23 protein-coding genes are annotated in these 24,719 nt (G+C 60.6%); 3 read left to right on the top strand and 20 right to left on the bottom strand.

Features of this window, described 5'->3' with window-relative positions:
• Positions 1 to 7 precede the first annotated feature (7 nt).
• The 19 genes from dnaJ to pyrR form a co-directional block, all read right to left on the bottom strand.
• Positions 8 to 1,156, bottom strand: a complete 1,149-nt coding sequence (dnaJ, locus tag DWZ22_RS04370) for a molecular chaperone DnaJ (RefSeq protein WP_117735180.1) — start codon at positions 1,154 to 1,156, stop codon at positions 8 to 10.
• 81 nt (positions 1,157 to 1,237) lie between these two features.
• On the bottom strand, positions 1,238 to 2,341 hold the full coding sequence (locus DWZ22_RS04365; protein WP_199568964.1) for a DnaJ domain-containing protein: 1,104 nt from the start codon (positions 2,339 to 2,341) through the stop codon (positions 1,238 to 1,240).
• A gap of 58 nt (positions 2,342 to 2,399) precedes the next feature.
• Positions 2,400 to 3,632 (bottom strand): radical SAM family heme chaperone HemW, encoded by a 1,233-nt coding sequence (gene hemW, locus DWZ22_RS04360; RefSeq protein WP_118405523.1) that lies wholly within the window; start codon positions 3,630 to 3,632, stop codon positions 2,400 to 2,402.
• Between the two features lie 2 nt (positions 3,633 to 3,634).
• Positions 3,635 to 4,678, bottom strand: a complete 1,044-nt coding sequence (dusB, locus tag DWZ22_RS04355; RefSeq protein ID WP_117735178.1) for a tRNA dihydrouridine synthase DusB — start codon at positions 4,676 to 4,678, stop codon at positions 3,635 to 3,637.
• Between the two features lie 4 nt (positions 4,679 to 4,682).
• On the bottom strand, positions 4,683 to 6,494 hold the full coding sequence (gene lepA / locus DWZ22_RS04350; protein WP_117735177.1) for a translation elongation factor 4: 1,812 nt from the start codon (positions 6,492 to 6,494) through the stop codon (positions 4,683 to 4,685).
• A gap of 96 nt (positions 6,495 to 6,590) precedes the next feature.
• Entirely contained in the window at positions 6,591 to 6,857 is a 267-nt protein-coding gene (gene rpsT, locus DWZ22_RS04345) for a 30S ribosomal protein S20 (protein WP_022094714.1), read from the bottom strand.
• Positions 6,858 to 6,990: 133 nt separating this feature from the next.
• On the bottom strand, positions 6,991 to 7,953 hold the full coding sequence (holA, locus tag DWZ22_RS04340) for a DNA polymerase III subunit delta (RefSeq protein ID WP_117735176.1): 963 nt from the start codon (positions 7,951 to 7,953) through the stop codon (positions 6,991 to 6,993).
• Between the two features lie 78 nt (positions 7,954 to 8,031).
• Complete coding sequence (locus DWZ22_RS04335; protein WP_117742742.1) at positions 8,032 to 10,335, bottom strand: DNA internalization-related competence protein ComEC/Rec2; 2,304 nt, start codon at positions 10,333 to 10,335, stop codon at positions 8,032 to 8,034.
• Complete coding sequence (locus DWZ22_RS04330; protein ID WP_117735174.1) at positions 10,332 to 11,045, bottom strand: helix-hairpin-helix domain-containing protein; 714 nt, start codon at positions 11,043 to 11,045, stop codon at positions 10,332 to 10,334. Before DWZ22_RS04330 ends, DWZ22_RS04335 begins: the two co-directional genes overlap by 4 nt.
• A gap of 213 nt (positions 11,046 to 11,258) precedes the next feature.
• Positions 11,259 to 12,503, bottom strand: a complete 1,245-nt coding sequence (thiI, locus tag DWZ22_RS04325; RefSeq protein ID WP_118273341.1) for a tRNA uracil 4-sulfurtransferase ThiI — start codon at positions 12,501 to 12,503, stop codon at positions 11,259 to 11,261.
• Positions 12,504 to 12,785: a DNA-directed RNA polymerase subunit omega gene (locus tag DWZ22_RS04320; protein ID WP_035138532.1), complete on the bottom strand. Its 282-nt coding sequence runs from the start codon at positions 12,783 to 12,785 to the stop codon at positions 12,504 to 12,506.
• A 5-nt stretch (positions 12,786 to 12,790) separates the two neighbouring features.
• Complete coding sequence (gene gmk / locus DWZ22_RS04315) at positions 12,791 to 13,360, bottom strand: guanylate kinase (protein ID WP_117742740.1); 570 nt, start codon at positions 13,358 to 13,360, stop codon at positions 12,791 to 12,793.
• Entirely contained in the window at positions 13,361 to 13,669 is a 309-nt protein-coding gene (mihF, locus tag DWZ22_RS04310; RefSeq protein ID WP_006236130.1) for an integration host factor, actinobacterial type, read from the bottom strand.
• Positions 13,670 to 13,909: 240 nt separating this feature from the next.
• The gene (gene pyrF / locus DWZ22_RS04305) at positions 13,910 to 14,626 is read right to left on the bottom strand and encodes an orotidine-5'-phosphate decarboxylase (protein ID WP_118405522.1); all 717 of its coding nucleotides are present in this window, start codon (positions 14,624 to 14,626) and stop codon (positions 13,910 to 13,912) included.
• Positions 14,620 to 15,528 (bottom strand): dihydroorotate dehydrogenase, encoded by a 909-nt coding sequence (locus DWZ22_RS04300; protein WP_006236128.1) that lies wholly within the window; start codon positions 15,526 to 15,528, stop codon positions 14,620 to 14,622. The genes pyrF and DWZ22_RS04300 overlap by 7 nt, the downstream gene beginning before the upstream one ends.
• A gap of 14 nt (positions 15,529 to 15,542) precedes the next feature.
• Complete coding sequence (locus tag DWZ22_RS04295) at positions 15,543 to 16,310, bottom strand: dihydroorotate dehydrogenase electron transfer subunit (RefSeq protein ID WP_117742738.1); 768 nt, start codon at positions 16,308 to 16,310, stop codon at positions 15,543 to 15,545.
• Between the two features lie 116 nt (positions 16,311 to 16,426).
• Positions 16,427 to 17,716, bottom strand: a complete 1,290-nt coding sequence (locus tag DWZ22_RS04290; RefSeq protein WP_117799092.1) for a dihydroorotase — start codon at positions 17,714 to 17,716, stop codon at positions 16,427 to 16,429.
• Positions 17,700 to 18,644, bottom strand: coding sequence for an aspartate carbamoyltransferase catalytic subunit (locus DWZ22_RS04285; RefSeq protein ID WP_035138537.1), 945 nt, complete (start codon positions 18,642 to 18,644; stop codon positions 17,700 to 17,702). Before DWZ22_RS04285 ends, DWZ22_RS04290 begins: the two co-directional genes overlap by 17 nt.
• 4 nt (positions 18,645 to 18,648) lie before the next feature.
• On the bottom strand, positions 18,649 to 19,233 hold the full coding sequence (gene pyrR / locus DWZ22_RS04280; protein ID WP_117742736.1) for a bifunctional pyr operon transcriptional regulator/uracil phosphoribosyltransferase PyrR: 585 nt from the start codon (positions 19,231 to 19,233) through the stop codon (positions 18,649 to 18,651).
• 451 nt (positions 19,234 to 19,684) lie between these two features.
• On the opposite strand from pyrR, the gene rpmB reads away from it, so the two are divergent.
• Entirely contained in the window at positions 19,685 to 19,873 is a 189-nt protein-coding gene (gene rpmB, locus DWZ22_RS04275; RefSeq protein WP_022094725.1) for a 50S ribosomal protein L28, read from the top strand.
• A 226-nt stretch (positions 19,874 to 20,099) separates the two neighbouring features.
• On the opposite strand, the gene DWZ22_RS04270 is transcribed toward rpmB, so the two are convergent.
• Positions 20,100 to 20,876: a transposase gene (locus tag DWZ22_RS04270; RefSeq protein WP_118405521.1), complete on the bottom strand. Its 777-nt coding sequence runs from the start codon at positions 20,874 to 20,876 to the stop codon at positions 20,100 to 20,102.
• A gap of 332 nt (positions 20,877 to 21,208) precedes the next feature.
• Here DWZ22_RS04270 and adhE point away from each other — a divergent pair, with 332 nt between their 5' ends.
• Positions 21,209 to 23,857, top strand: a complete 2,649-nt coding sequence (gene adhE / locus DWZ22_RS04265) for a bifunctional acetaldehyde-CoA/alcohol dehydrogenase (protein WP_117742734.1) — start codon at positions 21,209 to 21,211, stop codon at positions 23,855 to 23,857.
• Between the two features lie 88 nt (positions 23,858 to 23,945).
• Entirely contained in the window at positions 23,946 to 24,710 is a 765-nt protein-coding gene (locus tag DWZ22_RS04260) for an aminoglycoside phosphotransferase family protein (RefSeq protein WP_118405520.1), read from the top strand.
• The last annotated feature ends 9 nt before the right edge of the window (positions 24,711 to 24,719 follow it).

Raw genomic sequence — 24,719 nt, 5'->3', positions numbered from 1 at the left:
GGGCTCCTTAATCGAGGATATCGTCGAGGGCACTCTTGATACGGTCGGTCACCGACTTCTTACCGGAAGCGACGTCATCGCCCATCTCATCGGCAAAAGCACGGAGCAGCTCGCGCTGCTTATTGGAAAGATTGGTGGGAACGACCACGCGCAGTTGCACGATCAGGCGGCCACGCGAACCGCCACCGCCAATGCGCGGCATGCCGTAATTATTGACGCTCACGGTGTCGCCGTACTGGGCACCGGCGGGAACCGTCACCTTAACGACCTCGTCGGGCATAATGCCCTCGACCTCGATCTCGCAGCCGAGCGCAGCCTGTGCAATCGAAATATCGCTCACGAGGTACAGGTCGTCACCGTTGCGCTTAAAGCGCTCGTGGTCGGCGACGCGCACGTTGACAATCAAGTCGCCCGAAGGCTCGCCGCGAAGGCCGGCCTCGCCAAAGCCGCTCACACGCAGCTGGCGACCGGTCGAAACGCCGGCGGGAATATCGATGTCGATCTTTTCATGCGAAGGCGTGCGGCCCTGACCGTCGCAGGTCTCGCAGGGATGGTCGATAACCGTGCCCTCGCCATGGCAGTCGGGGCAAGGCGAGGAGGACTGAACCTGGCCCAGGAACGAACGCTGGACCGTCGTGACATAGCCCGTACCGTGGCAGCGGCCGCACTGCTTTTCCTGTGCACCCTCGGCCCTACCGGTGCCATTGCAATCCTCACAGGGAGCAAGGCGGTCATAACTAATCGTCTTTTTGCAACCGAGCGCCGCCTCCTCAAGGGTCACCGAAAGAGAGATGGCCATATCGCGGCCGCGACGACGCTCACGACGGCTGCGGGCGCCACCGCCGGCACCGCCGCCAAAAAACGACGAGAACAAGTCGTCCATGCCCATGCCACCAAAGATATCGTTGATATCGACGTAGCCCGAACCACCAGGGCCGTCGACAGTGCCATAACGGTCGTAGTTAGCACGCTTCTGCTCATCGGAAAGAACGGAATAGGCCTCGTTGAGCTCCTTGAACTTGGCCTCAGCATCGGGGTCGTCCGAAACGTCCGGGTGTACGGTACGGGCCTTCTTTAGAAACGCGCGCTTAATCGTCCGCGCGTCGGCATCCTTGTCAACGCCAAGTACCTCGTAGTAATCCCTATTTTCCGACACGACCGAATCCTTCCAACTTTCATTATTGTCACAGTGCGTCCTATACCCAAGCTGGGCCGACCGCAAACAGAGGGTTTGATGTTATTGCATTTGATACGGCGAAAGCATGGCCCGCTGCGAGCAGCTCGCAAACCAAACAGACACGAGCGCGAACATGAAGCCGTTGGCAAAACCGTTGGCAAACTGCATCGCACCACGCTTCCACCACAGCAGGCTGCGATGAAGCACACCGTCCGAAAGCACCATGAACAGGCCCATGGTAAACGGAATAAAGCACATCACGGCAAAGGCCGAGAACACGCCCGAGATGGCCGACAGCACCAAAAACGGCGCCACAATGCCCATCAGGTAAAAACCGGTACGAGCTTTGCCTTCCAAGCGCTCGGCCTCAACATGGGCGCGGCCGACCAGGTCGCCGCCCGCGGCACCGTTGGTGCCAGCATGACCCATGCCGCTAATGCGGACCTCGTCGCTATCGTGCGTGCCGGCAGGAAACTCAATCGTCTGCTCGGAGGTTACGCGAGTACGACCGCTGCCACCGCAATCGGGGCAGGGGTCGGCCACGACCTTACCGGAACCGCCGCACTCGGGGCAGACCGACTGGAACGTGCCCGCACCAAACAGGAAGGACAGGTCAACGTCGATGTGGCCGCGGCCGCCGCAGCTCGGGCAGGTATGGGCATGCTCAGACGAAACGGAGCCCGAGCCGCCGCAGTTGCTACAGGTGTCGAAGCGCGTGTAGCGGACGGTCTTGCGGGCACCGCCCTTGGCCTCCTTGGCGTCGAGTTTGATATCGACGACCACGTTGGCGCCGTTCTCGGGATTGTAGGCAGCCTGGCCGCGTCGCTGCTGGCCCCAGGCACCACCAAAGGGAAAACCGCCCTCAAAAGGATTGCCATAACCCGTGCTGCCGGCATAGCCGCCACCATAGGGCGAAGCCGTAGGAGCACCGGCAAAGGGATTGCCAGAACGCATGGCGTCGTAGCGCGCACGTTTTTGCTCATCCGAAAGCACGGCGTAGGCCTCGGAAACCTCTTTAAACTTTTCCTCGGCATCCGGCTCTTTGTTGACGTCCGGATGGAGCTTGCGGGCCTTTTGCTGAAAGGCCTTTTGAATATCACGCGAGGTGGCGTCCTTGGAGACGCCCAGGATCTCGTAGTAATCTTTTTCGTTCATCGTCGCCATGCGCGGCAACCTCCTGCTCACAGCAGCGTATATATTCCGGTAATTCTACCCGAGCGGCTTAAGCTAGATCCCAAAACAGCTCGAACAGAACATTTCCATCGAGCCAGCCCAGGTGGGTCGGCGCCAGTCGAGCGCGAACGCGGCCCGAGACGACATCTGCCGAAGTAAAGGGTCCCTCATGGACCCCGAGCGCCTCGGGCAACCAAGTGGCAAGACACAATTCGAGCGCGCGATCGCAGGCAGCTGCCAGCTCGCCCGTTGGGATGACGCAAGCTGCACGAACCAACAGGTCGGACGCAACACCGCGCGTCATGCGACAAGCGAGCATCAGGTCTTCGGCCGAAGCCTCGCGCTGCGACAGATATTCGGCCTCGAACGCCGTCGCGTCATCGTCGCGCTGAACCAAGCGCACACGGTACGCATCGCCTCGAGAAGGCGCGCCAGGGAACAACATAGCCAGGTGATCGAAATCCTCGGCATCGAGCATACCCGCGGCAGAGCGTCCTAGACCCAAATAGCCCTGTCCAGTCCAATAGGCAATGTTATGGGCGCACTCATGGCCGTCGAGCGCGTAGCTCGCCACCTCATACGGGTGATAGCCGGCGGCACCCAGGAGCTCGTGTGCCACGTCCATGCATGCGGCCTGAAAATCCTCATCAGGCTCGAGCGACTCGTCACGGCACGCCATGCGATAAAGGGGCGTCCCCTCCTCGAGCGTGAGCGGGTAGACCGACACATGATGCGGAGCCGCCGCCAGCACGCCATCGAGTGTGCACTGCCAACTCGCCGCCGTCTGCCCGGGAAGGCCACACATAAGGTCGCACGACACATCGAGACCAGCGTCCTTCACCGTCGCGATAGCCGCAAGTGCCCGATTAGCATCGTGAATGCGGCCAATAGCAGCCAGCTCGATATTGTCGAGGGTTTGCACGCCCAGAGAAATGCGCGTGAAACCCGCCTCGGCAAGCGCCGGGGCGAGCTCAGCGGTCAACGACTCAGGATTTGCCTCGCAGGTAAATTCAACGGGCTTGCACCACATGGAGATACGACGGGCAAGTTCTACCAGGCGCTCCCCTGCCAGCGACGGCGTGCCGCCGCCTACGTAGACTGTGCGGATCTGCCTGAGTGCCCCAGCGTTGCCAAAGGCATCGAGCCGCGCATACAGCTGCTCAAAATAGGCATCGAGCGCAGCGTCCAGGTCGCACGGGGCAAAGCTGCGCGAGTCAAAGTCGCAATAGCGGCATTTTTGAGCGCAAAACGGCACGTGCACATACAGCGCGGTAACGGACACCTTTAGGCCTCCAGCGGATGAGCGGGCACCGACTCGCCGGCGGCAAGCGCGGCCTCGCAGGCCACCACATCGCGCTCGATATCATCGACCAGCCCCATAAACTCCTCGTATGTGGAACAGCGCACCACCTGGGCGCGCCAAGCGGCTGCATGGGGCATACCCTTTAAGTACCAGCTTGCATACGTACGGGCGCGCGACATAAGCGGCAAAAGCTCGTGCGTCAGCGTCAGGTGTTCGCGCAGGGCGCCCAGGCGCTCGACCGAGGAGCGAGAAGGAACCGGCGTGCCATCGAGTGCAAGGGCTCGGGCATCGCCGAACACCCACGGATTGCCGTAGATGCCGCGCGCGATAAATACCGCGCTGGCACCCGAATTGCGCAGATGCTCCGCGGCATCCTCGGCAGTGAACACGTCACCCGAACCAATCACGGGAATCTCGACAGCGTCGGCAACCTCATCGACGACCGACCAATCGGCCTGGCCCGTATAGAGCTGCGTGGCACAGCGACCATGCACCGCCACCGCTGCGGCCCCCGCCCCCTCGAGCATTTGGGCAAACGTCGCGGCATTACAGTCCTCGGCATAAAAGCCCTTGCGGATCTTCACGGTCACGGGAACGTGTGCCACGCCCACTGCCGCCTGGACGATTTTCTCGGCCAGGTCGGGCGTGCGCATGAGCGCCGAGCCCTCGCCCTTGGTGACGACCTTGCGAGCCGGGCAGGCCATGTTGATATCGATCAGCGACAGGCGATCGCCCACGCGTTCCTCGACGGCAGCGACAGCGCTCGCAAATTGATCGGGCTTGGAGCCAAAGAGCTGCACGCAAATCTGCTGCTCCTCGTCGGCCGGCAGCACCAGACGCCACGTCTTATTGCTGGCATAGGCAAGGCCCGCCACGCTCACCATCTCGCTATAGGCAAGATTGGCACCGCGGCGGCGGCACATAATGCGATACGCGGGATCGGTCACGCCCGCCATGGGAGCCATAAGGAACGGCTGCTCGGCATAGGCGCCCAGCAGCCGCGTACTGTATTCAGAAAGCGCCATGGTCCTACTCGTCCACCTTGAGGATCGCCATAAAGGCCTCCTGCGGGACCTCGACCGAACCAATAGCCTTCATGCGCTTCTTGCCCTCTTTTTGCTTTTCGAGCAGCTTGCGCTTACGCGAGATATCGCCGCCATAGCACTTGGCCAGAACGTCCTTGCGGCGCGCCTTGACGGTGGAGCGGGCGATGATCTTGTTGCCGATGGCGCCCTGAATAGGTACCTCGAACAGCTGACGCGGGATGATCTCCTTGAGCTTGTCGCACAGGCCGCGGGCCAGGCCATAGGCCTTGTCCTTGTGCACGATAAACGAAAGCGCGTCGACCTCGTCGCCCGAAAGCAGGATGTCGAGCTTCACAAGCTCGGAGGGACGATATTCGTTGAACTCGTAGTCGAGCGACGCATAGCCCTTGGTGCGGCTCTTGAGCTGGTCAAAGAAGTCCAGGATGAGCTCGGCAAGCGGCATGTCAAAGCGCATCTCGACCGATTTGCTCGTGAGGTGGATCATATCGGTGGTAACGCCGCGGTGCTCGATAGCGAGCTGCATGACAGCACCCGTATACTCGGGCGGGCAGATGATCTTGGCCTTGAGGTAGGGCTCCTCGATACGCTCGATGCGCGTGGCCTCGGGCAGGTCCTGCGGGCTGCGGACATCGATCATCTCGCCGTCGGTCTTGTAGACGTGATAGTCCACCGAAGGGCTCGTGGCGATAAGGTCCAGGTTGAACTCGCGCTCCAGACGCTCCTTGACGACCTCCATATGCAGCAGGCCCAGAAAGCCCACGCGGAAGCCAAAGCCGAGCGCCACCGAGGTCTCGGGCTCCCACACCAACGACGGGTCGTTGACATGCAGCTTATCGAGCGCGTCACGCAGGTTCTCGTAGTCCTTGTTATCGATCGGGAACAGGCCCGTATAGACCATGGGCTTGGCCTCGCGGTAGCCCGGAAGCGGCTCGGGGCAGGGATTCGATGCCCACGTGAGGGTGTCGCCCACACGCACGGCCTCGGGGTCCTTCAGGCCCGTGACCACGTAGCCCACCTCGCCGACCGTCAGCGCGTCGACCGGCGTCTCGGCGGGACGCTTGACGCCCACGCCGTCGACCAAAAAGTCGCCCTCGGCCTGCATCATGCGCAGGGTATCGCCCTTTTTGATGGAGCCGTCAAAAACACGGACCGTGGCAACCACGCCGCGGTATTCATCAAAATAAGAATCCAAGATGAGTGCTTTGAGCGGCGCATTCGCATCGCCCTTGGGCGGCGAGATCAAGAAGACGATGGACTCCAGCAGGTCGTGGATACCCTCGCCAGTCTTGCCCGACACGCATACGGCATCGTCGGCAGGGATCGCGAGGTCGTCCTCGATCTCGGTCTTGACCTCGTCGGGGTGTGCCGACGGCAGGTCGATCTTGTTGATCGCGGGCACAATATCCAGGTTGGCGTTCATGGCGAGCGTCGCGTTGGAGACGGTCTGCGCCTCGACGCCCTGCGTGGCGTCGACAACGAGCACCGCGCCCTCGCAGGCGGCCAGCGAACGCGAGACCTCATAGGTAAAGTCCACGTGGCCCGGCGTATCGATCAGGTTGAACTGATACGTCTCGCCGTCGTCGGCGTCATAGGACACGCGGACGGCATTGGACTTAATCGTAATGCCGCGCTCGCGCTCGATATCCATGGTGTCGAGCAGCTGCGACTCCATGTCGCGCTCGTCGACGGTATGGGTGAGCTCGAGGATGCGGTCACTGATCGTGGACTTGCCATGGTCGATGTGCGCAACAATCGAGAAGTTACGGATGTGGGAAATGTCAATTGAAGTATTCATGCGGACTATCTTACCCGAGGGGCACAAAAAATGGAGCCTGTTCCATAAAACAGGCTCCATTTATGCGCGTAATCTGTGTGGTGTGAAATTTACAACTTAGGCGTTGATGCTGTTCACGAGCTTGGCAAGACCGGACTTGCGGTTGGAAGCCTGGTTCTTGTGGATAACATGCTTGGCAGCAGCCATGTCGAGACGCTTGGTGACGGTCTTGAGGGCAGCCTGGGCCTTCTCGGCGTCGCCCTCGGCGACAGCGGACTGGACGTGCTTGGTCAGCGTCTTGAGCTCGGACTTGACAGCCTTGTTACGCATGCGAGCTGCCTCATTGGTGCGGATACGCTTCTTCTGAGACTTGATGTTTGCCACTTCTGGAGTTCCTTTCGAGTTCCTTGCAAAAAATGTATGACACCTCTGAGACACGGTGAGGTCATGCAAGCGCCTACTATAGCACGCTCCCCCTCAAAGGGATAGAACGAATTTGTCAAATAGGCAGGTATCATCACGATTTTCTCAAGATGTTCGTAATCCAGAGCAAAAGCGCGGTCTCAGAATCGGCCGAACCCTTGAGCGCGAGCTCCACATCAACGGCGCCCTCGAGCGCTGCGACGAGCTCGGTCATCGAAAAACGACGTGCCCAGGTCAGGTGATTTTTGACCTGCCAGGGCTGAAGCTTGAGCGTCGCGGCGAGTTCACGCCCCTGCCCACGAGAGTCGAGCGCCTTGGCGACGATCAGCTCACGAATGCGACCGCATAGCAGCGTGTAGGTCCACACGTAGCTCTTGGAGGGCAGAAGCTTAAAGAGCTCGAGCGAACGCCGCATATCGCGAGCCGAGACGGCGTTGAGGAAGTCCCAGGGCTGAACCTCGGCCGTACGCACGATCCAACGCTCCACGTCGGCGAGCTCAATCTGGGGCGCCTCGACCATCTGGGAGAGCTTTGCCAGGTCGTTATCGAGCATGCGCGTGTTTTCGCCCGAGCGCGAAACGAGCTCCTCGGCGGCCGCCGTCGAGATCGACTTGCCGTGCTGCGTCGCCATCTGCTGCACGCGGCGCGGTAGCTCCCAGCGCTTGGTACCCGAGCAATCGACGATAGCCTTCTTGTCGATTTTGGCGATCGCCTTATACAGGCGCGTGTTCTTGGCAAGCGAGTCGGCGATGATGAGACAGACCGTTGTGGGGCTGGGACTCGCCAGATACTCGACGAGCGGCTCCGAAACCGCCTTGGCAAGCTTTGAGCAGCCATCAAGGATTACCAGGCGAAACTCGTTGCCCATGGGAAAGGTATTGAGCGATCCGATAATGGACTCGATATCGGAGTCTTTGGTCATGTCGCGCTCGTCGAGGTTGAACTCGACCATTCCCGACTTTTCCAGACGCGCTTTCATACGCGAGACGGCGTGATCGCGCTTGACGCCGTCGGTACCGACGATCAGGTATGCCGGCAGCAGACCGGTTTCGGACATTGCGCTCCCCTCCCGCAGGCCTTCGTATTCATTCCGTGCCATTCTAGCCCAGGGGCCCACCACACGCCAACGATGTCGTCACGGTCGCTGGCATCGCATCGCAAAACCATTCGCAGTCGGCGCGACGGTAATGTCGCCGTGTTCGATAGTGCACGCGAACACACCGCCCGCTTCCTTCACGGAATCGATGCAGGCATCGGACGGATGGCCGTATCGATTCCCCTCGCCCGCGCTCGCGAGGGAAAGCTCGGGCTTCAGGACGTCCAGCAACTCACCATCGACTGAAACCTTGGAGCCGTGATGCCCAAGTTTAAGTACATCGATATCCCCCACCTCCTGCACGAATTCCCGTTCTTGGTCGAGTTCGGCATCACCGGTGAGGAGCATGCGCAGGCCCATGCCTTCCTGAACATAAGAGAGCAGCAGGACAAGCGAGTCCTCATTTCCCTCGCCATCCACGGACTCGAATGGCCACATCACGCGGGCGCAAAATGAGCCGATGTCGACCATATCCCCACGGCGCACCTGTCGATACTCCACGCCAGGTCGGTTCAATACCTCGACAGGAGCATCCTCCAGCGCTTCGGCCGCCACGGCAATCGTTCCAACCGAAAACTGTTCGAGCACGGCAGGCAGACCACCCCAGTGATCCTCATCCCAATGCGTCACAAAGACGGCATCGATATGGTGCACGTTATTGCGAACCAACGCCGCTACCACGCGCTCGTCGACCCCGCAGTCGACGAGCGCTACTGCGCCGCCCTGGCGGATAAGAATCGCATCGGCCTGGCCCACATCGAGCACCGTCACCGAAGGCGGAGCGAATCGATCCCAGTAGACGTACGGAATCGCAGCCAAGAGCACCAGACATGCAAACCCCACCGCCATAGGCCGTGCCTGAGGGCGCGGCCACCAGACCAGGAGAACCGCCAGCAAACACGGCGCTAGGTAAATCCACATGCTATCCGGCGGCACACTCACGGATGCACCCGGCACGGCGGCAAACAGCTGCTCGAAGAACAGCGTGCAACGGGCGGTAATCATGGGCACAACGAGCGCCCAAGTGCGCAACGGCGCCACGAGCGAAAAGGGAACCAGCACGATCGACACAGCAAGCAGCAGACTCACCACCGGACCGATGACCGCATTTGCCAGCGGAGCAATGAGCGAGAACGTACCGAAGGCAGGAATGGTAATGGGAAGAGTCGCCAGCTGCGAGCACAGCGTGACGGAAAGCATGCTGGCAATGCCCGATGGCACACCCAGCTCACCCATAGCGTAGGTCGCATAGGGGCAAAAGCACAGGATGGCTAAGACGCTGGCGCATGAAAGCTGAAACCCCATCTCGAACAGCACCGTCGGCCGCAGTAGCACAAAGATGGACATGGTTACGAAGAGTGCCGATGCGCCGTGCCGGCGACGGCCCGCGCCGTTTACGACAAGCGTCGCGAACACCATGCAGCACGCACGCACGGCCGAGGGAGACGCGCCCGTAAAGGCAGCGTAGCCTACAAGCGTTATCGCCAATATCGCCCGCTGAAGGCCACGTGAGCACCGAGTCTTTTGCAATACGCCCTCAATTACAAACCCCACGATAGCCAAATGGCTGCCCGAGACGGCGATAAGATGCGCCGTTCCCGTCACCGAAAACCAGTCGCCCGCCGGCTGGGCGCGCAGCTCGGCCGAACGACCGCAGACGACACCGGCTATGAGCGCACGCGCCGGGTCGGTCGCAGGCGCGATGGAAGCAAGCAGCCCATTTCGCAGCCGAGGCAGCGGCCCCGGAGAGCCCTCATCGACCGACACAATCCGAACGGCTTTAACCTTGCGCACCTCGCCTCGGAGCATGCGCGATCGTCCATGCGCATCGTTCTCAAAACGTGAAACGCGACCGATAACACGCACGTGCGCCCCGACCTTGAGCTCGCGGCCACACGATAGGCGAACCGTTGCCAAGCTCTTGCCGTCCGTGCGTGCCTCGCAAGTATAGGAATACACGTCGTCGTTTATGGATGGATCACCCTGCACGACAAACTCGAGGCTGCTTGCCGCTCGACCATCGAGCGCCTTCGAGGCGCTGAGCGCGCCCACAGCCCACCACGCCGAGACGACCGCTCCCGCCACGAGACCGACGGACGCGGCATACAGCCACCGCTTAAAAGGGGCAAACCGCGCACAAGATTGAGCCAGCGCAACGAATACCGCCGCCGCAACGGGAATAGCCCATAGCGGCCCGAACGCTGGCGCCTGCTCCCCCAGTAGCGCATCAGCGGCCAAGTTGAGCACCAAGGCGCAGCTCACGCACATGCCGACACACAGGGCCATCGTCCACGGAATCAGGGGCCGCGGAGGCATCACATGCTCGCGCTCGGTCGCACTCATACGCAGATGCAATCTTTGATTTTGGCAAGCTTCTTCTCGCCGATTCCCGACACACGCATCAGATCGTCAACCGAGGCAAAGGCACCGTTCTTTGTCCGCTCATCGATAATCGACTGAGCCATGGAGGGACCGATGCCCGAAAGCGTCTGCAGCTCTGCCGCGCTTGCCGTATTGATGTTTACTAGGCCTTTTGCGCCACTCACGCCCGATGATGCTGAAGCCCCACCATCGACACCGGCTTCCGCAATGGACGCCCGCTGTTCCCCTACCGTTGGAACGTGAATCTTCTGTCCATCGATGACCTTAGATGCCCGATTGAGCCCCGTAACGTCTGCCTCGGGCGCCAGCCCGCCGGCGGCATCAATCGCCTGAGCCACCCGCGCGCCGTCCTTGAGGCGATATACACCGGGCGACACAACGGCGCCATCGACATCGACATAGACCTCTGCCGCGGCAGAAGCCTTAGTCGAAGATCCTTCGGATGTCTTTCCGCTCGAAGCATCGCCGGATCCCGGCTCCACTAACGAGCCCGAACCATCAGTGCGCTCAAACGACACACCGCCGGCACCGCCGCCAAGGTTCGCCATCGCCAAGCCGCTCGCCATCGCAATGACGCCCAGCATCGCCACCACCACTGCCTTATGACCGAGCAGCTTGCCCGCCCAGCGGTCCATCTTTTTGACCCGTTCGTGTTGTTCGCGCTGCGCCATAGCAAAACCTCCCAACAACATCGTGTCAGGAAAAGAGCCCTGCAACAGCCATGCTTCAAAACCGGTTATCGCGGTCAAACCAAAAGCCGACCAAAACCTTGCACAAATCTGTCCATTTATTCAGGCACACGTCAGCAAATGAACACTTAGTCGCAAAATGCCCAGATGGCAAAAAACCGACGATGCAGGCGCATCGTCGGTCTATGCACAAATTTACTCGTGATCTTGGTAAATCTCACGCGGAGCAAGCTCCGAATGTTTGCGTTTTAAGGTCTTAGGCGCCTTATACGTGTTGCTATCGAAGTCGATGTACTCGGTCTGCTTGAGCAGACGCTCGATCATCTCCTCGTGATCGAACAACTCCCAGGCCTCATGCACGGCATCGAGTTTAGCATGCGTCTCGGGACGGCGCGGCATAAACAGCGTGCAGCAGTCGGGAGCGGCCTCAGTCGAGATATCGAACGTACCGATCTCCTCGGCGCGCGCGATGATCTCCTGCTTGTCCGAACCGATGAGCGGACGGAACACAGGGATCTTCACGGCCTCGTTGACGGCCATGATGTTCTCGAGCGTTTGGGAGGCAACCTGCCCAAGTGATTCGCCCGTAACGATGGCCTTGGCACCCTCGATGTGTGCAATGCGCTCGGCAACCGAATACATAATCCGGCGATACATGATCACACGCAAGTTGCTGGGGCAGGTGACCGAAATCTCACGCTGGCAGTCGCCAAACGGGACTACGTACAAGCGGCCGATCTGGACACCCGGTGCAAGCGCACGGATGATGTCCTGCACCAAATACTCGCTCGTATCGGGCGTCTGCGGACGACCGGAGAAATGCACCGGCACGCACACCGCACCGCGACGCGCGAGCATCCAGGTCGCCACCGGAGAATCGATACCCGACGACAGCAGCGTCACGACCTTACCGGCAGAACCCACCGGCAGGCCACCCACGCCGCGCTCGGAACGCGCATACACATAAACGCTGCCCTGGACCACCAACACATGCACCATCGCATCGGGGTCGTGCATTTGAACCTTTTTATCGGGGAAGGCCTCACACAGCACCTCGCCCACCTGACGATTGATATCAATCGAGGTGAGCTCATAGTCGGTGTTGGAGCGCTTGGCGTGCACCTTAAACGAATCGAAGGAACCAAACTCGCGCAGCGCCTTCACGGCGGCGGCGCAGTACTCCTGCGGGTCGCGGTTGGTGTGATACGCCAAAGACACACGAGCAACGCCGGGAACGGTGCGAATGACACGCGCCGCCTCGTCGGCCTGATGCTGGTTAAAGGTCACGAGGATATAACCGGAAATTCGAGACACGGCATTCACGGAAAAGGCGGCCAAGGCCGCCTTGATGTTATCCATGAGGATATGCTCAAAATGTGCGCGGTTCTTGCCCTTCAGTCCAACCTCGTGATAGTGGACCAGGCAGACGCGAGCTGCCATTTAGGCTTCAGCAACCTTGTGGCCGAGCGCCTTCTCGTAACGAGCCTCATCGTAAGAGATGTCGCCATCGACAATCTCGTCCATAGCCATCGAGATAGTATCGGCACCGGAAAGCCCGATGGTGATGTCATCGACATCCTGGACGGCAAGCACGCGATTGTGCTGGCCACGCAGCATGCTATTGATGTCGCAGGCGCGCTTGGAGGCAAGCGAAGCGAGCAGGAAGCGGTTGTGATCGGTCTTCTCCAGAAGATCGTCAATGCAAGGCTTTACAACGGACACGGACCTCAGATCCTTTCATGCATATCGAGAACGCGAACGAGCTCATCGGTCGCGCGGTCGAGATCGTCATTAACCACGACGTCGTCGTAGCGGTCGGCAAGGGCAAGCTCATCGGCGGCGTTTGCCATGCGCAGCTCAATCGTCTCGGGCGTCTCGGTACCGCGACCGACTAGACGCTCGCGGAGCACCTCAAGCGAAGGCGGCTTGATAAAAATCAGCACGGCCTCGGGGAAACGCTCCTTCACCTGCAGGGCGCCCTGGACATCGATCTCCAAAATCAGTGACGCGCCCGAGGCGAGCTTGGATGTGACCTCGCTCACCAACGTGCCGTAGCAGTTACCGTGGACCTCGGCCCATTCAACAAACTCACCGTTTGCCACGCGGCGGTCGAACTCCTCGCGCGTCAGAAAAAAGTAGTTGACGCCGTCGACCTCACCTTTGCGTGGTGCTCGCGTGGTAGCCGAAACCGTCAGGCCCAGGTTCGAGCGGAGCTCGCGCACACGAGTGACGAGCGTGCCCTTGCCTGCGCCTGACGGTCCAGAAATCACAAAGAGCTTGGAATCCTGAGCGCTCACTTATTTGGTCAGCTGCTCGAGGAGCTGCTCGCGCTGACGGACGCCGAGGCCCTGGACGCGACGGGTAGCGGAGATACCGAGCTCCTCCATGATCTTGGCGGCCTTGGCCTTGCCATAACCAGGGAGAGACTCGATGAGGGTGGAAACCTTCATGCGGGAAGCGATGGGGTCATCGGAGTTGAGCACGGACTCGAGGGACTTCTCGCCCTTCTTGATCTGCTCGCGAAGCTCAGCGCGGGCGTGACGTGCGGCAGCAGCCTTCTCAAGTGCCTGCTTGCGCTGCTCGTCGGTAAGCTGAGGGAGTGCCATTCGAACCTCCAAATAGTTGGGTTATATCTGATGCAGTAATTGGCATTTTAGCACGTCAAACGCACTAAATGCCCAATCGACGGCTCCATAGATTAGACGATACCTACGAAAAGTGCAATATGCGGAGGTCAAAGTTAAGCCCCTGCCCTGCGATTCCACACAAAGGGTAGGAAAGTTTTCGCAGGTACAGGGGCAAATTTGTGCTAATGATACCCAAAAGTGGTGACTTGAGGGAATCTTTTAGGCGACGTTTTCGACCAGCTCGGAAACAATAGCGTCAAATGCGGCAACCGGATCGTCGGCACCAGTAATGGGACGGCCCACCACAATGTGGCTTGCGCCACGCTCGATAGCCTGGGAAGGCGTCGCCACGCGAGACTGGTCACCAAGAGCGGCACCCATCGGACGCACACCCGGAGTAACGATCAGGGTATCGGGACCCAGCAGCTCACGCATGTCGTGAGCCTCCATCGGCGAGCACACGATGCCATCGATGCCGTTGGCCTGAGCAAGCTTTGCCAGGCGGACGGCCTCCTCGGCCACAGGCGACTCGACGCCGATCTCGCTCAAGGCATCCTGATTCATGCTCGTGAGCACGGTGATGGCAACGAGCTTGGCGCGGTCCTCGCGCGCCTCCTCGGCACCCTCACGGCAGGCGGCGAGCATAGCACCCGAACCCAAGCCGTGAACCGAAAGCAGGTCGGCACCGGCAAGCGAGGCCGAGCGGGCGGCACCGCGAACCTGATGCGGAATATCATGGAACTTAAGGTCAAGGAAGACCTTAAAACCCAGGCCCTTGAACGTCTTGACGATCTCGGGACCCTCGGCGTAATAGAGCGTCATGCCCACCTTGAGCCAGGCGGCATGGCCCGAAAGCTCATGGGCGAGCTCGAGCGCACGCTCACGGTCGCAGTCGAGGGCGACGATAACACGGTCGCGGGCATCGGTCTCTAGCATTCGAAAGCACCTACCAGCTCGTTGATGTCCTTCACGCCCTGGGACTCAGCCCAAGCCTCGAGCTCATGCGCGATCTTGAGCGAAGCACACGGATCGACAAAGTTGGCCATGCCGACCGACACGCAGGTGGCACCGGCCAGGATAAACTCAGCCGCATCCTCGCCGGTCATGACACCGCCGACACCGTTGATGGGGATATCGACGGCCTGGGCAACCTCCCAGACCATGCGCACGGCGATGTGGTGGCACAGCGGGCCCGAAAGGCCGCCCTTGGGCTTGGCCACGCGGGACTTACGGGTATGGACGTCGATGGCCATGCCCTGAATGGAGTTGATGACCGAAAGGCCGTCGGCGCCGGCAGCCTCGAGGGCCTTGGCGATCTCGGCGACGTTGACCGGCGCCATCTTCACGAACAGCGGCTTATCGGTCACCTTGCGGCAGGCAGCCATAACGGAAGAGGCGCCCTCGGGCGTGGAGCCCATGGCGGCACCGCCAGCGGCGATATTAGGGCAGCTCACGTTGATCTCGTAGCCGGCAGCCCAAGGGCACAGCTCGACATACATCTCGAGTGCGCGGACAAACTCGTCAACAGAGTGACCGGCAACCTGGCAGATGACCTGGCAGCCGTCCTTGGAAAGCTGCTCCAGCCAAGGGCCGGACTCACGGGCAAAGGCGGCCACGCCGGGGTTCTGAAGGCCCACCGAGTTGATCATACCGCCGGGGATCTCGGCCATACGGGGTGCGGGGTTGCCGGGCCAGGGCTCGGCAGCGCAGCCCTTGGTGGTGATGGCGCCCAGCTGGGAAACATCGAAGAAGTTCTGGAACTGCCAGCCGTAACCAAAAGTGCCGGCTGCGGTGTTGATGGGGTTTTGCATCTTGACGCCGCCGAAATCGACGGCCATGTTCACGGTACCCACTAGAAGACCACCACCTTGGAAGCATCGAACACGGGGCCGCACATGCAGGCGCCCTTCATACCGTCAACCGTCTCGACGTTACAGGTGTTGCAGGCGCCAAAGCCGCAGCTCATCATGCGCTCAAGCGACACCTCGCAGTACACACCGGCCTCGGCGGCAGCGGCGGCGACCTTCTTCATCATGACGGCGGGACCGCAGCTGGCGACATAGTCGTAGCCACCCTCGCCAAGCAGCTCGGCGGCCGGATCGGTGCAAAAACCATGCGTGCCAAGCGAGCCGTCGTCGGTGCATACATTAACCGTGGCGCCCAACGCGCGGAACTCATCGATACCCACGGCCTTGGACGCGGTGCCAAAGCCCATGCACACGTCGACGGCCACACCCTGCTCGGCAAGCATGCCCGCCAGGCAGAGCACGGGCGGGACACCGATGCCGCCCGCCACGAGCAGCGCCTTCTTGGCGCCCTCGGGCACCAGCCAGCCGCGACCGCCAGGGCCCAGCAGGTTAGAAGTGGAACCAGAGGCCATCTGCGACAGACGGCGGGTGTCGTCGCCCACGACGGTGTACCACAGCTCGACGGTGCCGGCCTGGGCGTCGGCGCGATAGAAGCTCAGGGGCACGCGAAGCAGCGAGGACGCATCGCCGGGCACGGCGATGTTCACAAACTGACCGGGCTTGAGCGCACTTGCAAGCTTGGGGGCCGAGATTACGAGCGAGAAGATGCCCTCGGCGATCTCCTGGTTCGAGACGACCTCGAAGTCGTGCATGCGTGCAGTGGAAGGTGTGGGCATAGACGCTCCAATCCCCCATGCGGTTGCATGGTCAAAACGAACAGAAAGCGCGGCACCGCAAGGGCACCGCGCACAAAAGCGATAAGGCTATGCTAGCAGATGCAGCCGTCGGCGAGCGTCTGCTTACCGCCGACAAACACATCGGTGGCACGACCGGTGAGCGTGCGGCCGGCAAAACCGGAGTTCTCGGCGCGCGACTCGTAACCGTCCTCGCCGACCGTCCAAGTGGCGGACGTGTCGAACACGGTCAGGTCGGCGACGGAGCCCACCTTGACCTGAACCTGGTCGAGGCCCAGGATCTCACGCGGTTTGATGGCCATGAGCTCGACCATGCGGCCCATGCTCATCTTGCCCGTATTGACCAGCTCGGTGAGCACGAGCGACAGCGAAGTCTCGAGGCCGATCATGCCAAAAGGTGCAAGCTCGAACTCGCGGGCCTTCTCCCACGGGGTGTGGGGAGCGTGATCGGTGACGATAACGTCGACGGTACCGTCGATGACGCCCTGACGGATGGCCTCGGCGTCCTCCTCGGTACGCAGCGGCGGATTGACCTTGAGCGAGGTGTTGTAGGTCTCGTCCAGGTCGTTCTCGGTCAGGAACATGTGGTGCGGGGTGGCCTCGCAGGTAACCTGAACGCCAGCGGCCTTACCGGCACGCACGATCTCCAGGCCATGGGCGGTTGAGATGTGCTGGATGTGCAGCTTGGCACCGGTCAGCTTGGCAATCTCGATGTCGCGGGCGATCTGGAGCTCCTCGCCGGCAGCCGGCCAGCCCTCGAGAGCCAGACGGGTCGAGACCTTGCCCTCATTGATCTGGCCGTGGCCGACCAGGTCCTCGTCCTGGCAGTGGCTCATAAAGACCTTGCCGAACATCTTGCCGTAGTCCATGCAGCGGCGGAGCATGCCCGCGCCCTGCACGCCGCGACCGTCGTCGGTGAAGGCGACGGCGCCGTGGGCGGCCATATCGCCCATCTCGGACATGGCCTCGCCCTTAAGACCGCGGGTCATGGCGCCCGACGGATAGACGCGGCAGTGACCGACCTCGGCAGCACGGGACTTGACGAACTCCACGACGGTGCCGTTATCGGTGACGGGATCGGTGTTGGGCATGGAGCACACGCCGGTAAAGCCGCCCTTGGCAGCTGCGCGGGTGCCGCTCTCGATGTCCTCTTTGACCTCGTAACCGGGCTCGCGAAGGTGAACGTGCATATCCACCAGGCCGGGGACGAGGTACTTGCCGGAAAGGTCGCGGACCTCGGCCCCCTCGACGGCGAGATTCTCGCCGACCTCGGCGATCTTGTCGCCGTCAATCAGGACGTCAACGACACCGTCAAGCTCGACGGACGGGTCGACGACGTGGGCATTCTTAAGAAGCAAGGCCATTATCGGCACCTCCAAGCAGCAGATACAGGATAGCCATACGCACGCAGATACCGGCGTAGACCTGCTCCAGGATGACGGAGCGTTGCGGGTGGTCGGCCATATAGGAGTCGAACTCGACGCCGCGGTTGATGGGGCCCGGGTGGCAGATGATCGCATCGGGCTTCATGAGCTTCTCGCGATCCTTGGTCAGGCCGAAGAGCTTGTGGTACTCGCGAATGGTCGGGAACGGGGCGCCCTCGAGGCGCTCCTGCTGCACGCGCAGCATGTAGACGACGTCCAGCTCGGGCAGGACGGAATCGAGGTCACTCGTCACGTGGTCGCAGCCCAGGACCTCGGGCGCCGGCGGCAGCAGCGTGCCGGGAGCGACGGCGTAGGTCTCGCAGCCCATGATCTTAAGGGCGGGGATCAGCGAGCCGCAGACGCGGGAGTGCGCGATATCGCCGACGACGGCGACCTTCAGACCGTGGAAGTCACCCTTGTGCTCCCAGATGGTGTACAGGTCGAGCAGGGCCTGCGTGGGATGGTTGTGCTTGCCGTCGCCGGCGCAGATGACGCTCGCAGGCGAGTTCTGCGTGACGATATAGGGAGCGCCGGCGTGCTTGTCGCGCACGACGATGCAGTCGATCTTGTAGGCGTTGAGGGTCTCGACGGTGTCGACGAGGCTCTCGCCCTTGACCGTAGAGGTCGAGGAGCCGCCGAAGTTGAGGCTGTCGGCCGAAAGACGCTTCTCGGCAAGCTCGAAGGAGCTACGGGTTCGCGTCGAGGGCTCGTTGAACATGTTGACGATGGTCTTGCCCTTGAGCGTGGGAACCTTCTTGATCGCACGCTCGTTGACCTCGGAGAACGCCTTGGCGGTCTCGAGGATGAGCTTGATGTCCTCTTCGGAGTACTCGGTAATGTCGATCAGGTGCTTATGATTGAACGCCACGGTACTACTCACCTCCCAGCGGCGCGGAGCCCACGCGGGAACCCGGCGCGACGTCGTTGATCTCGACGGCGGTGTGGCCGTCGACTTCTTTCATATATAGGTGCACGTTCTCCTCATGCGACGAGGGAACGTTCTTGCCGACAAAGTCCGGCGAGATGGGGAGCTCGCGGTGGCCGCGGTCGACGAGGACCGCCAGCTCGATGCGGCTCGGACGACCCAGGTCCATGACGGCGTCGAGAGCGGCGCGGATGGTACGGCCCGTATACAGGATGTCGTCCACCAGCACGACGCGTTTGCCGTCGACGCTAAAGGGAATGTTGGTGGCGTGGATCGCGGGAGCGAAATTGGTAGCGTAGTCATCGCGGTAGAAGCTGATGTCGAGGCTGCCGAGCGGAACGTCGACGCCCTCGATCTCCTTGATCTCCTCGACGAGCTTCTTTGCCAGAAGGTCGCCGCGCGTGACGATGCCGACCAGAGCGAGGTCTTCACAGCCCTCGTTGCGCTCGAGAATCTCGTGCGCGATGCGGGTCATAGCTCGATTGACGGCGGTCTCGTCCATGATGACCGCCTTGGGGGAAGTCGTGCCCATCGATCTCCTTCCTCACATGTCTTGACTGCTGACACAGTCAAAAAAATAGATGCCCGACCGCTTAAAGCGGACCAGACACCCACAGGAAGGGCTGCTCTTTGGCAGCTATGTAATTCCATGTGGGTATCTCGTACCCCTTTAATGGTCAAGGTATAGTGTAGCCAACCTCGAGCGTAATTGCGAGCATAAATACAAAGCAATCCATAAACGGGCGCAGGCGCTCCATAAACCTATATATATTTGTGGGACGAACTTGAAAACCTCGGTTCGAGCTGGCATAATCCCCTCTGCTGCACGCAAATCGGATCTACGTCCAGGGCCGTGGCGTGCGCACTATCGCCAAAAGAGGAATATCTCTGTGTAGATTGCGCACAGGGAGCGACTTCTGTGCTATAGTTCAGGCTTGTTTGTTAACGCGACATGTTCGTTTGTCGCCCAAGGAGGGTCAGTTATGTCCAAAGTTTGCGAAGTTTGCGGTAAGCACCCCGTTGCCGGTCGCTCCATCAGCCACTCTCACCGCGTCACCAACCGTAAGTTCCGCCCCAACATCCAGCGCGTCTACGTCGTCGTCGATGGTCACCGTCGCAAGATGAACGTTTGCTCCACCTGCCTCAAGTCCGGCAAGGTTGCGCGCTCCTAAATAAGGTCTTACCAACAAGTACCTCGGACTCTCCGGGTCAAAGACCTCGCGTTCACATAGAACTTACCAAGGGCGTCCTCCCCTACGGAGGGCGCCCTTTTGCACTCATTGGGGACAGACTTACATAAGTGTTTTCACGCATTGGGGACAGACTTAGATGAGCGCTTTCCTAAGCTCGCAGCGCATCGATGAACTCACGGCGTTTCGATCGGCCCCAATCCATACCTCACGCCGCCTCTTTCCAGCCTGTGGTGGCCTTGGTTACGCTCGTAGCGCCGATACCGGTGATACGGGCAATTTGCTTGACCGTGAGATGCGCCCGCCTGAGCCTCAGCAGACACGCATCACGTTCGGGACGAGGCAGGGCCTTGAGCAGCGCAGGATCTATGCTCGGCAACACTTCGTGCGCGACGGCAAGGGCATCCTCATCGGGGATCCGCCGGCGTGGAAGAACCCCCACTGACCAGATGCGCCCAGCAACTTCCTTGAGATGCTCGCAATAGCAACGGGAGCCTCCGACAATATCGAGCATGGGGGCCGCATCGCAGATATCAAAGGGATCATAGCCCAGCTGATATGCCTTGTAGCTTGACCAGCGGTATGCCTCGAGTGAGTCGAGCGCACCTTTCACGGGATTGAGATGAATATAGTCGAGCAGCTGCACCGCCTGCGTGTCCGTCTCAACAGCGACCCGCGAATAGCGATTGTCAAACAGATGGCCCTTTCTTCCCGTTTTCCCATTGAAATACTTAGCATACGCCGTCAGTGCGCACTGCATTGCCTTTGAAAGGTTGTCATATGGGTCATCAACCATCAAATGGAAGTGGTTGTCCATAAGGCACCAAGCCAACACCGCCACTTTATGACGCGCAAACCTGTCCGAGATGTCCGATAAGAAACGATAACGGTCGGAATCATCTTCAAAAATAATCTGTTTGGAGTTGCCACGGTCAAAGACGTGGTAATAGCCGGTGAGCGAAACGGCGCGGGCACATCGGGGCATAGCCTCTCCTTTCAAAACTGTACAGGCAACACCTAAAAGGAGAGACGCAACGCGAAATGCTGAGCCTGTAACCTATTTATATCCAATGAGCGGCAATAACAGGCCCAGAACGGCAAAATGGCAAAACGATGTCTGTCCCAAATGAGTGAAAGCACTCATGTAAGCCTGTCCCCAATGAGCGGGGCGATGCAGCAGAAAGATTGTTTTAGTTGAAACGTTTCAGTTTGTTGAAGCGTTTTAGTGTGCCTTTTACAGGAATCTTGCCACTCACCGAATTATTTATTGCTATCATGCAAGGCGTAGGGTAAATCTCCGATCGCAAGGAGACACAAATGGTGAAAAAGTCACCGGAAAACACTACTCCCGCAATTGTGGACAACGTAGAGGCGCTTGAGGCTAAGCTCGCTCAGATGCGAGAGGCCCAGGCGCTTTTTGCTACGTACACGCAGGAGCAGGTCGACAAGATCTTCTACGAGGCCGCCATGGCCGCCAACAAGGCTCGTATCCCGTTGGCGAAGATGGCCATCGAGGAGACCGGCCGCGGCGTTCTTGAGGACAAGGTCATCAAGAACCACTACGCCGCAGAGTACATCTACAACGCTTACAAGAACACCAAGACCTGTGGTGTCCTGGAGCGCGACGAGGCCTACGGCATCACCAAGATTGCCGAGCCCATCGGCATCGTGGGCGCCGTCATCCCGACGACCAACCCCACCTCCACCGCGATCTTCAAGACGCTGATCAGCCTGAAGACCCGCAACGCCATCATCATCTCCCCGCACCCGGCTGCCGCCAAGTGCACCATCGCCGCCGCCAAGCTCGTGCTTGACGCCGCCGTCAAGGCCGGCGCCCCCGAGGGCATCATCGGCTGGGTCGATGTCCCCTCCATCGAGCTAACCAACATGGTCATGCGCGACGTCGACATCATCCTCGCCACCGGTGGCCCGGGCATGGTCAAGGCTGCCTACTCCTCGGGCAAGCCCGCCCTGGGCGTTGGCGCCGGTAACACCCCGGTCATCATCGACGACACCGCCGACGTGCTGCTCGCCGTCAACTCCATCATCCACTCCAAGACCTTCGACAACGGCATGATCTGCGCTTCCGAGCAGTCCGTGACCGTCATCGACAGCATCTATGACCAGGTTAAGGCCGAGTTCCAGAAGCGCGGCTGCTACTTCGTCAAGCAGGGTGCCGAGATGGAGGCCCTGCGTGGCGCCATGTTCAAGAACGGCGCTCTCGATCACCGCATCCCCGGCATGGCTGCCGCCAAGATCGCCGAGCTCGCCGGCATCGAGGTTCCCGCTAAGACCAAGATCCTGATCGCCGAGGTCACCTCCACCGATCCGGCCAAGGAGGAGTTCTCCCACGAGAAGCTCTCCCCGGTCCTGGCCATGTATCACGCCAAGGACTTCCAGGAGGCCGTCGACAAGGCCGAGCACCTGGTGCTCGCCGGTGGCCCGGGCCACACCGCCTCTCTGTACGTGCACCCCGCCCAGGCCGAGAAGATCAGCCTGTTCGAGCACGTCATGAAGGCCTGCCGTATCGTCATCAACACCCCGTCTTCGCATGGCGGCATCGGTGACCTGTACAACTTTGGCATGAAGCCGTCTCTGACCCTGGGCTGCGGCTCCTGGGGCGGCAACTCCGTCTCCGAGAACGTTGGGGTGAAGCACTTGATCAACGTTAAGACTGTGGCCGAGCGCCGTGAGAACATGCTGTGGTTCCGCGCTCCCGAGAAGGTCTACTTCAAGAAGGGTTCCACGCCCGTCGCTCTCGACGAGCTCGGCACCGTCATGGGCAAGAAGCGCGCCTTCATCGTCACCGACCAGTTCCTCTTCAAGAATGGCAACACCCGCGCCATCGAGGCCAAGCTCGACGAGATGGGCATCGCCCACGACTGCTTCTACGACGTCGAGCCCGATCCGTCGCTGCAGTGCGCACGTCGCGGCGCCAAGCAGATGGCTCTCTTTGAGCCGGACGTCATCATCGCCGTCGGCGGTGGCTCCGCTATGGACGCCGGCAAGATCATGTGGATGATGTACGAGCACCCCGAGTGCAAGTTTGAGGACATGGCCATGGACTTCATGGACATCCGCAAGCGTATCTTCACCTTCCCCGAGATGGGCAAGAAGGCCTACTTCGTCGCCGTCCCGACCTCTTCGGGTACCGGCTCCGAGTGCACGCCGTTCGCCATCATCACCGACAAGGAGACCGGCATCAAGTGGCCGCTTGCCGACTACGCGCTGCTCCCCAACATGGCTATCGTCGACGCCGACAACTGCATGACCGCCCCGCGCGGCCTGACCGCTGCCTCCGGCATCGACGTCATGACCCACGCCATCGAGTCCTATGTCTCCATCATGGCTTCCGACTACACCAAGGGCCTCTCCGAGCGCGCTGCCAAGCTCGTTTTCGAGAACCTGCCCTCCAGCTTCGAGAACGGCGCCAAGGACCCGCACGCCCGCGAGGAGATGCACAACGCCTCATGCATGGCCGGTATGGCCTTCGCCAACGCCTTCCTGGGCCTCAACCACTCCATGGCCCACAAGCTCGGCGCCTTCCATCACCTGCCCCACGGCATCGCCAATGCCATCATCCTGACGCGCGTCATGCGCTACAACGCCGCCGAGGCTCCCGTCAAGATGGGCACGTTCTCCCAGTATCCTTACCCCAACGCGCTGCACAACTACGCCGAGATGGCCAAGTACTGCGGCATCGAGGGCAAGGACGACAAGGAGGTCTTCGAGAACTTCATCACGAAGCTCGAGGAGCTCAAGGACTTCATCGGCGTCAAGAAGACCATCGCCGACTACGGTGTTGACGAGCAGTACTTCCTCGACACCCTCGACGAGATGACCGAGCAGGCATTCAACGACCAGTGCACCGGCGCTAACCCGCGCTACCCGCTCATGAGCGAGATCAAGGAGCTCTACCTGGACGCCTACTATGGCCGCGAGCCCCAGGACTACGCCGTCTGCTAGTCTTTAGCACGGTTATTTGCGGCGGGGGTGCACGGGTGTACGCACGCCCCCGCCGTTGCTTCTATCGCATCGTTGAAAGGATGCAATCATGCTGCTTCCCGATTCCAAGACCGAGCTCGTCCGTCGTGGCAACAAGGTCGTTTACGACCTGGGCGACAAGATTGTCAAGGTCTTTAACGAGACCAAGCCCGTCTCCGACGTGTTCAACGAGGCTTTGAATCTTGCCCGCATCAATGAGTGCGGCATCCGCAGCCCCAAGGCGCTCGAGGTTTCTCAGCTCGAGAACGCCAACGGCTGGGCGCTTGTGACCGAGAAGGTTGCTGGCACCACCCTCGCCGACAAGATGGCTGCCGAGCCCCAACGCTTTGGTGAGTACCTCGAGATGTTCGTCGACCTCCAGATCGAGATCCACGGCTACACCTCCCCGCTGCTCAACCGTCAGCGCGACAAGTTCGCCCGCATGATCGACAGCCTTGATCAGCTCAATGCCACCACGCGCTACAACCTTCAGGAGCGTCTGGACGGCATGACCAAGGAGTTCAAGGTCTGCCACGGCGACTTCAACCCCTCCAACGTCATCGTTGGCGACGACGGTCAGCTGTACGTCTGCGACTGGGCACATGCCACCCAGGGCTCCCCTGCTGCCGACGTTGCCACCACCTACCTGCTCTTTGCCCTCAGCAGCAAGGACCAGGCCGAGGCCTACCTGGAGCTCTACTGCGACCGCGCCGACATGCCTATGCAGGTCGTGCGTCAGTGGACGAGCATCGTCGCCGCTTCCGAGCTCGCTCGTAAGCGCAACGTGAACGATGAGTTCCTTAAGAACTGGATCGACGTCGTCGATTATCAGTAATATCTGAGC

The organism is Collinsella sp. AF31-11, assembly GCF_003475605.1.
GTDB lineage: Bacteria > Actinomycetota > Coriobacteriia > Coriobacteriales > Coriobacteriaceae > Collinsella.
The sequence above is the reverse complement of the archived record's forward strand: the minus strand, read 5'-3'. Positions and strand labels throughout refer to the sequence as shown.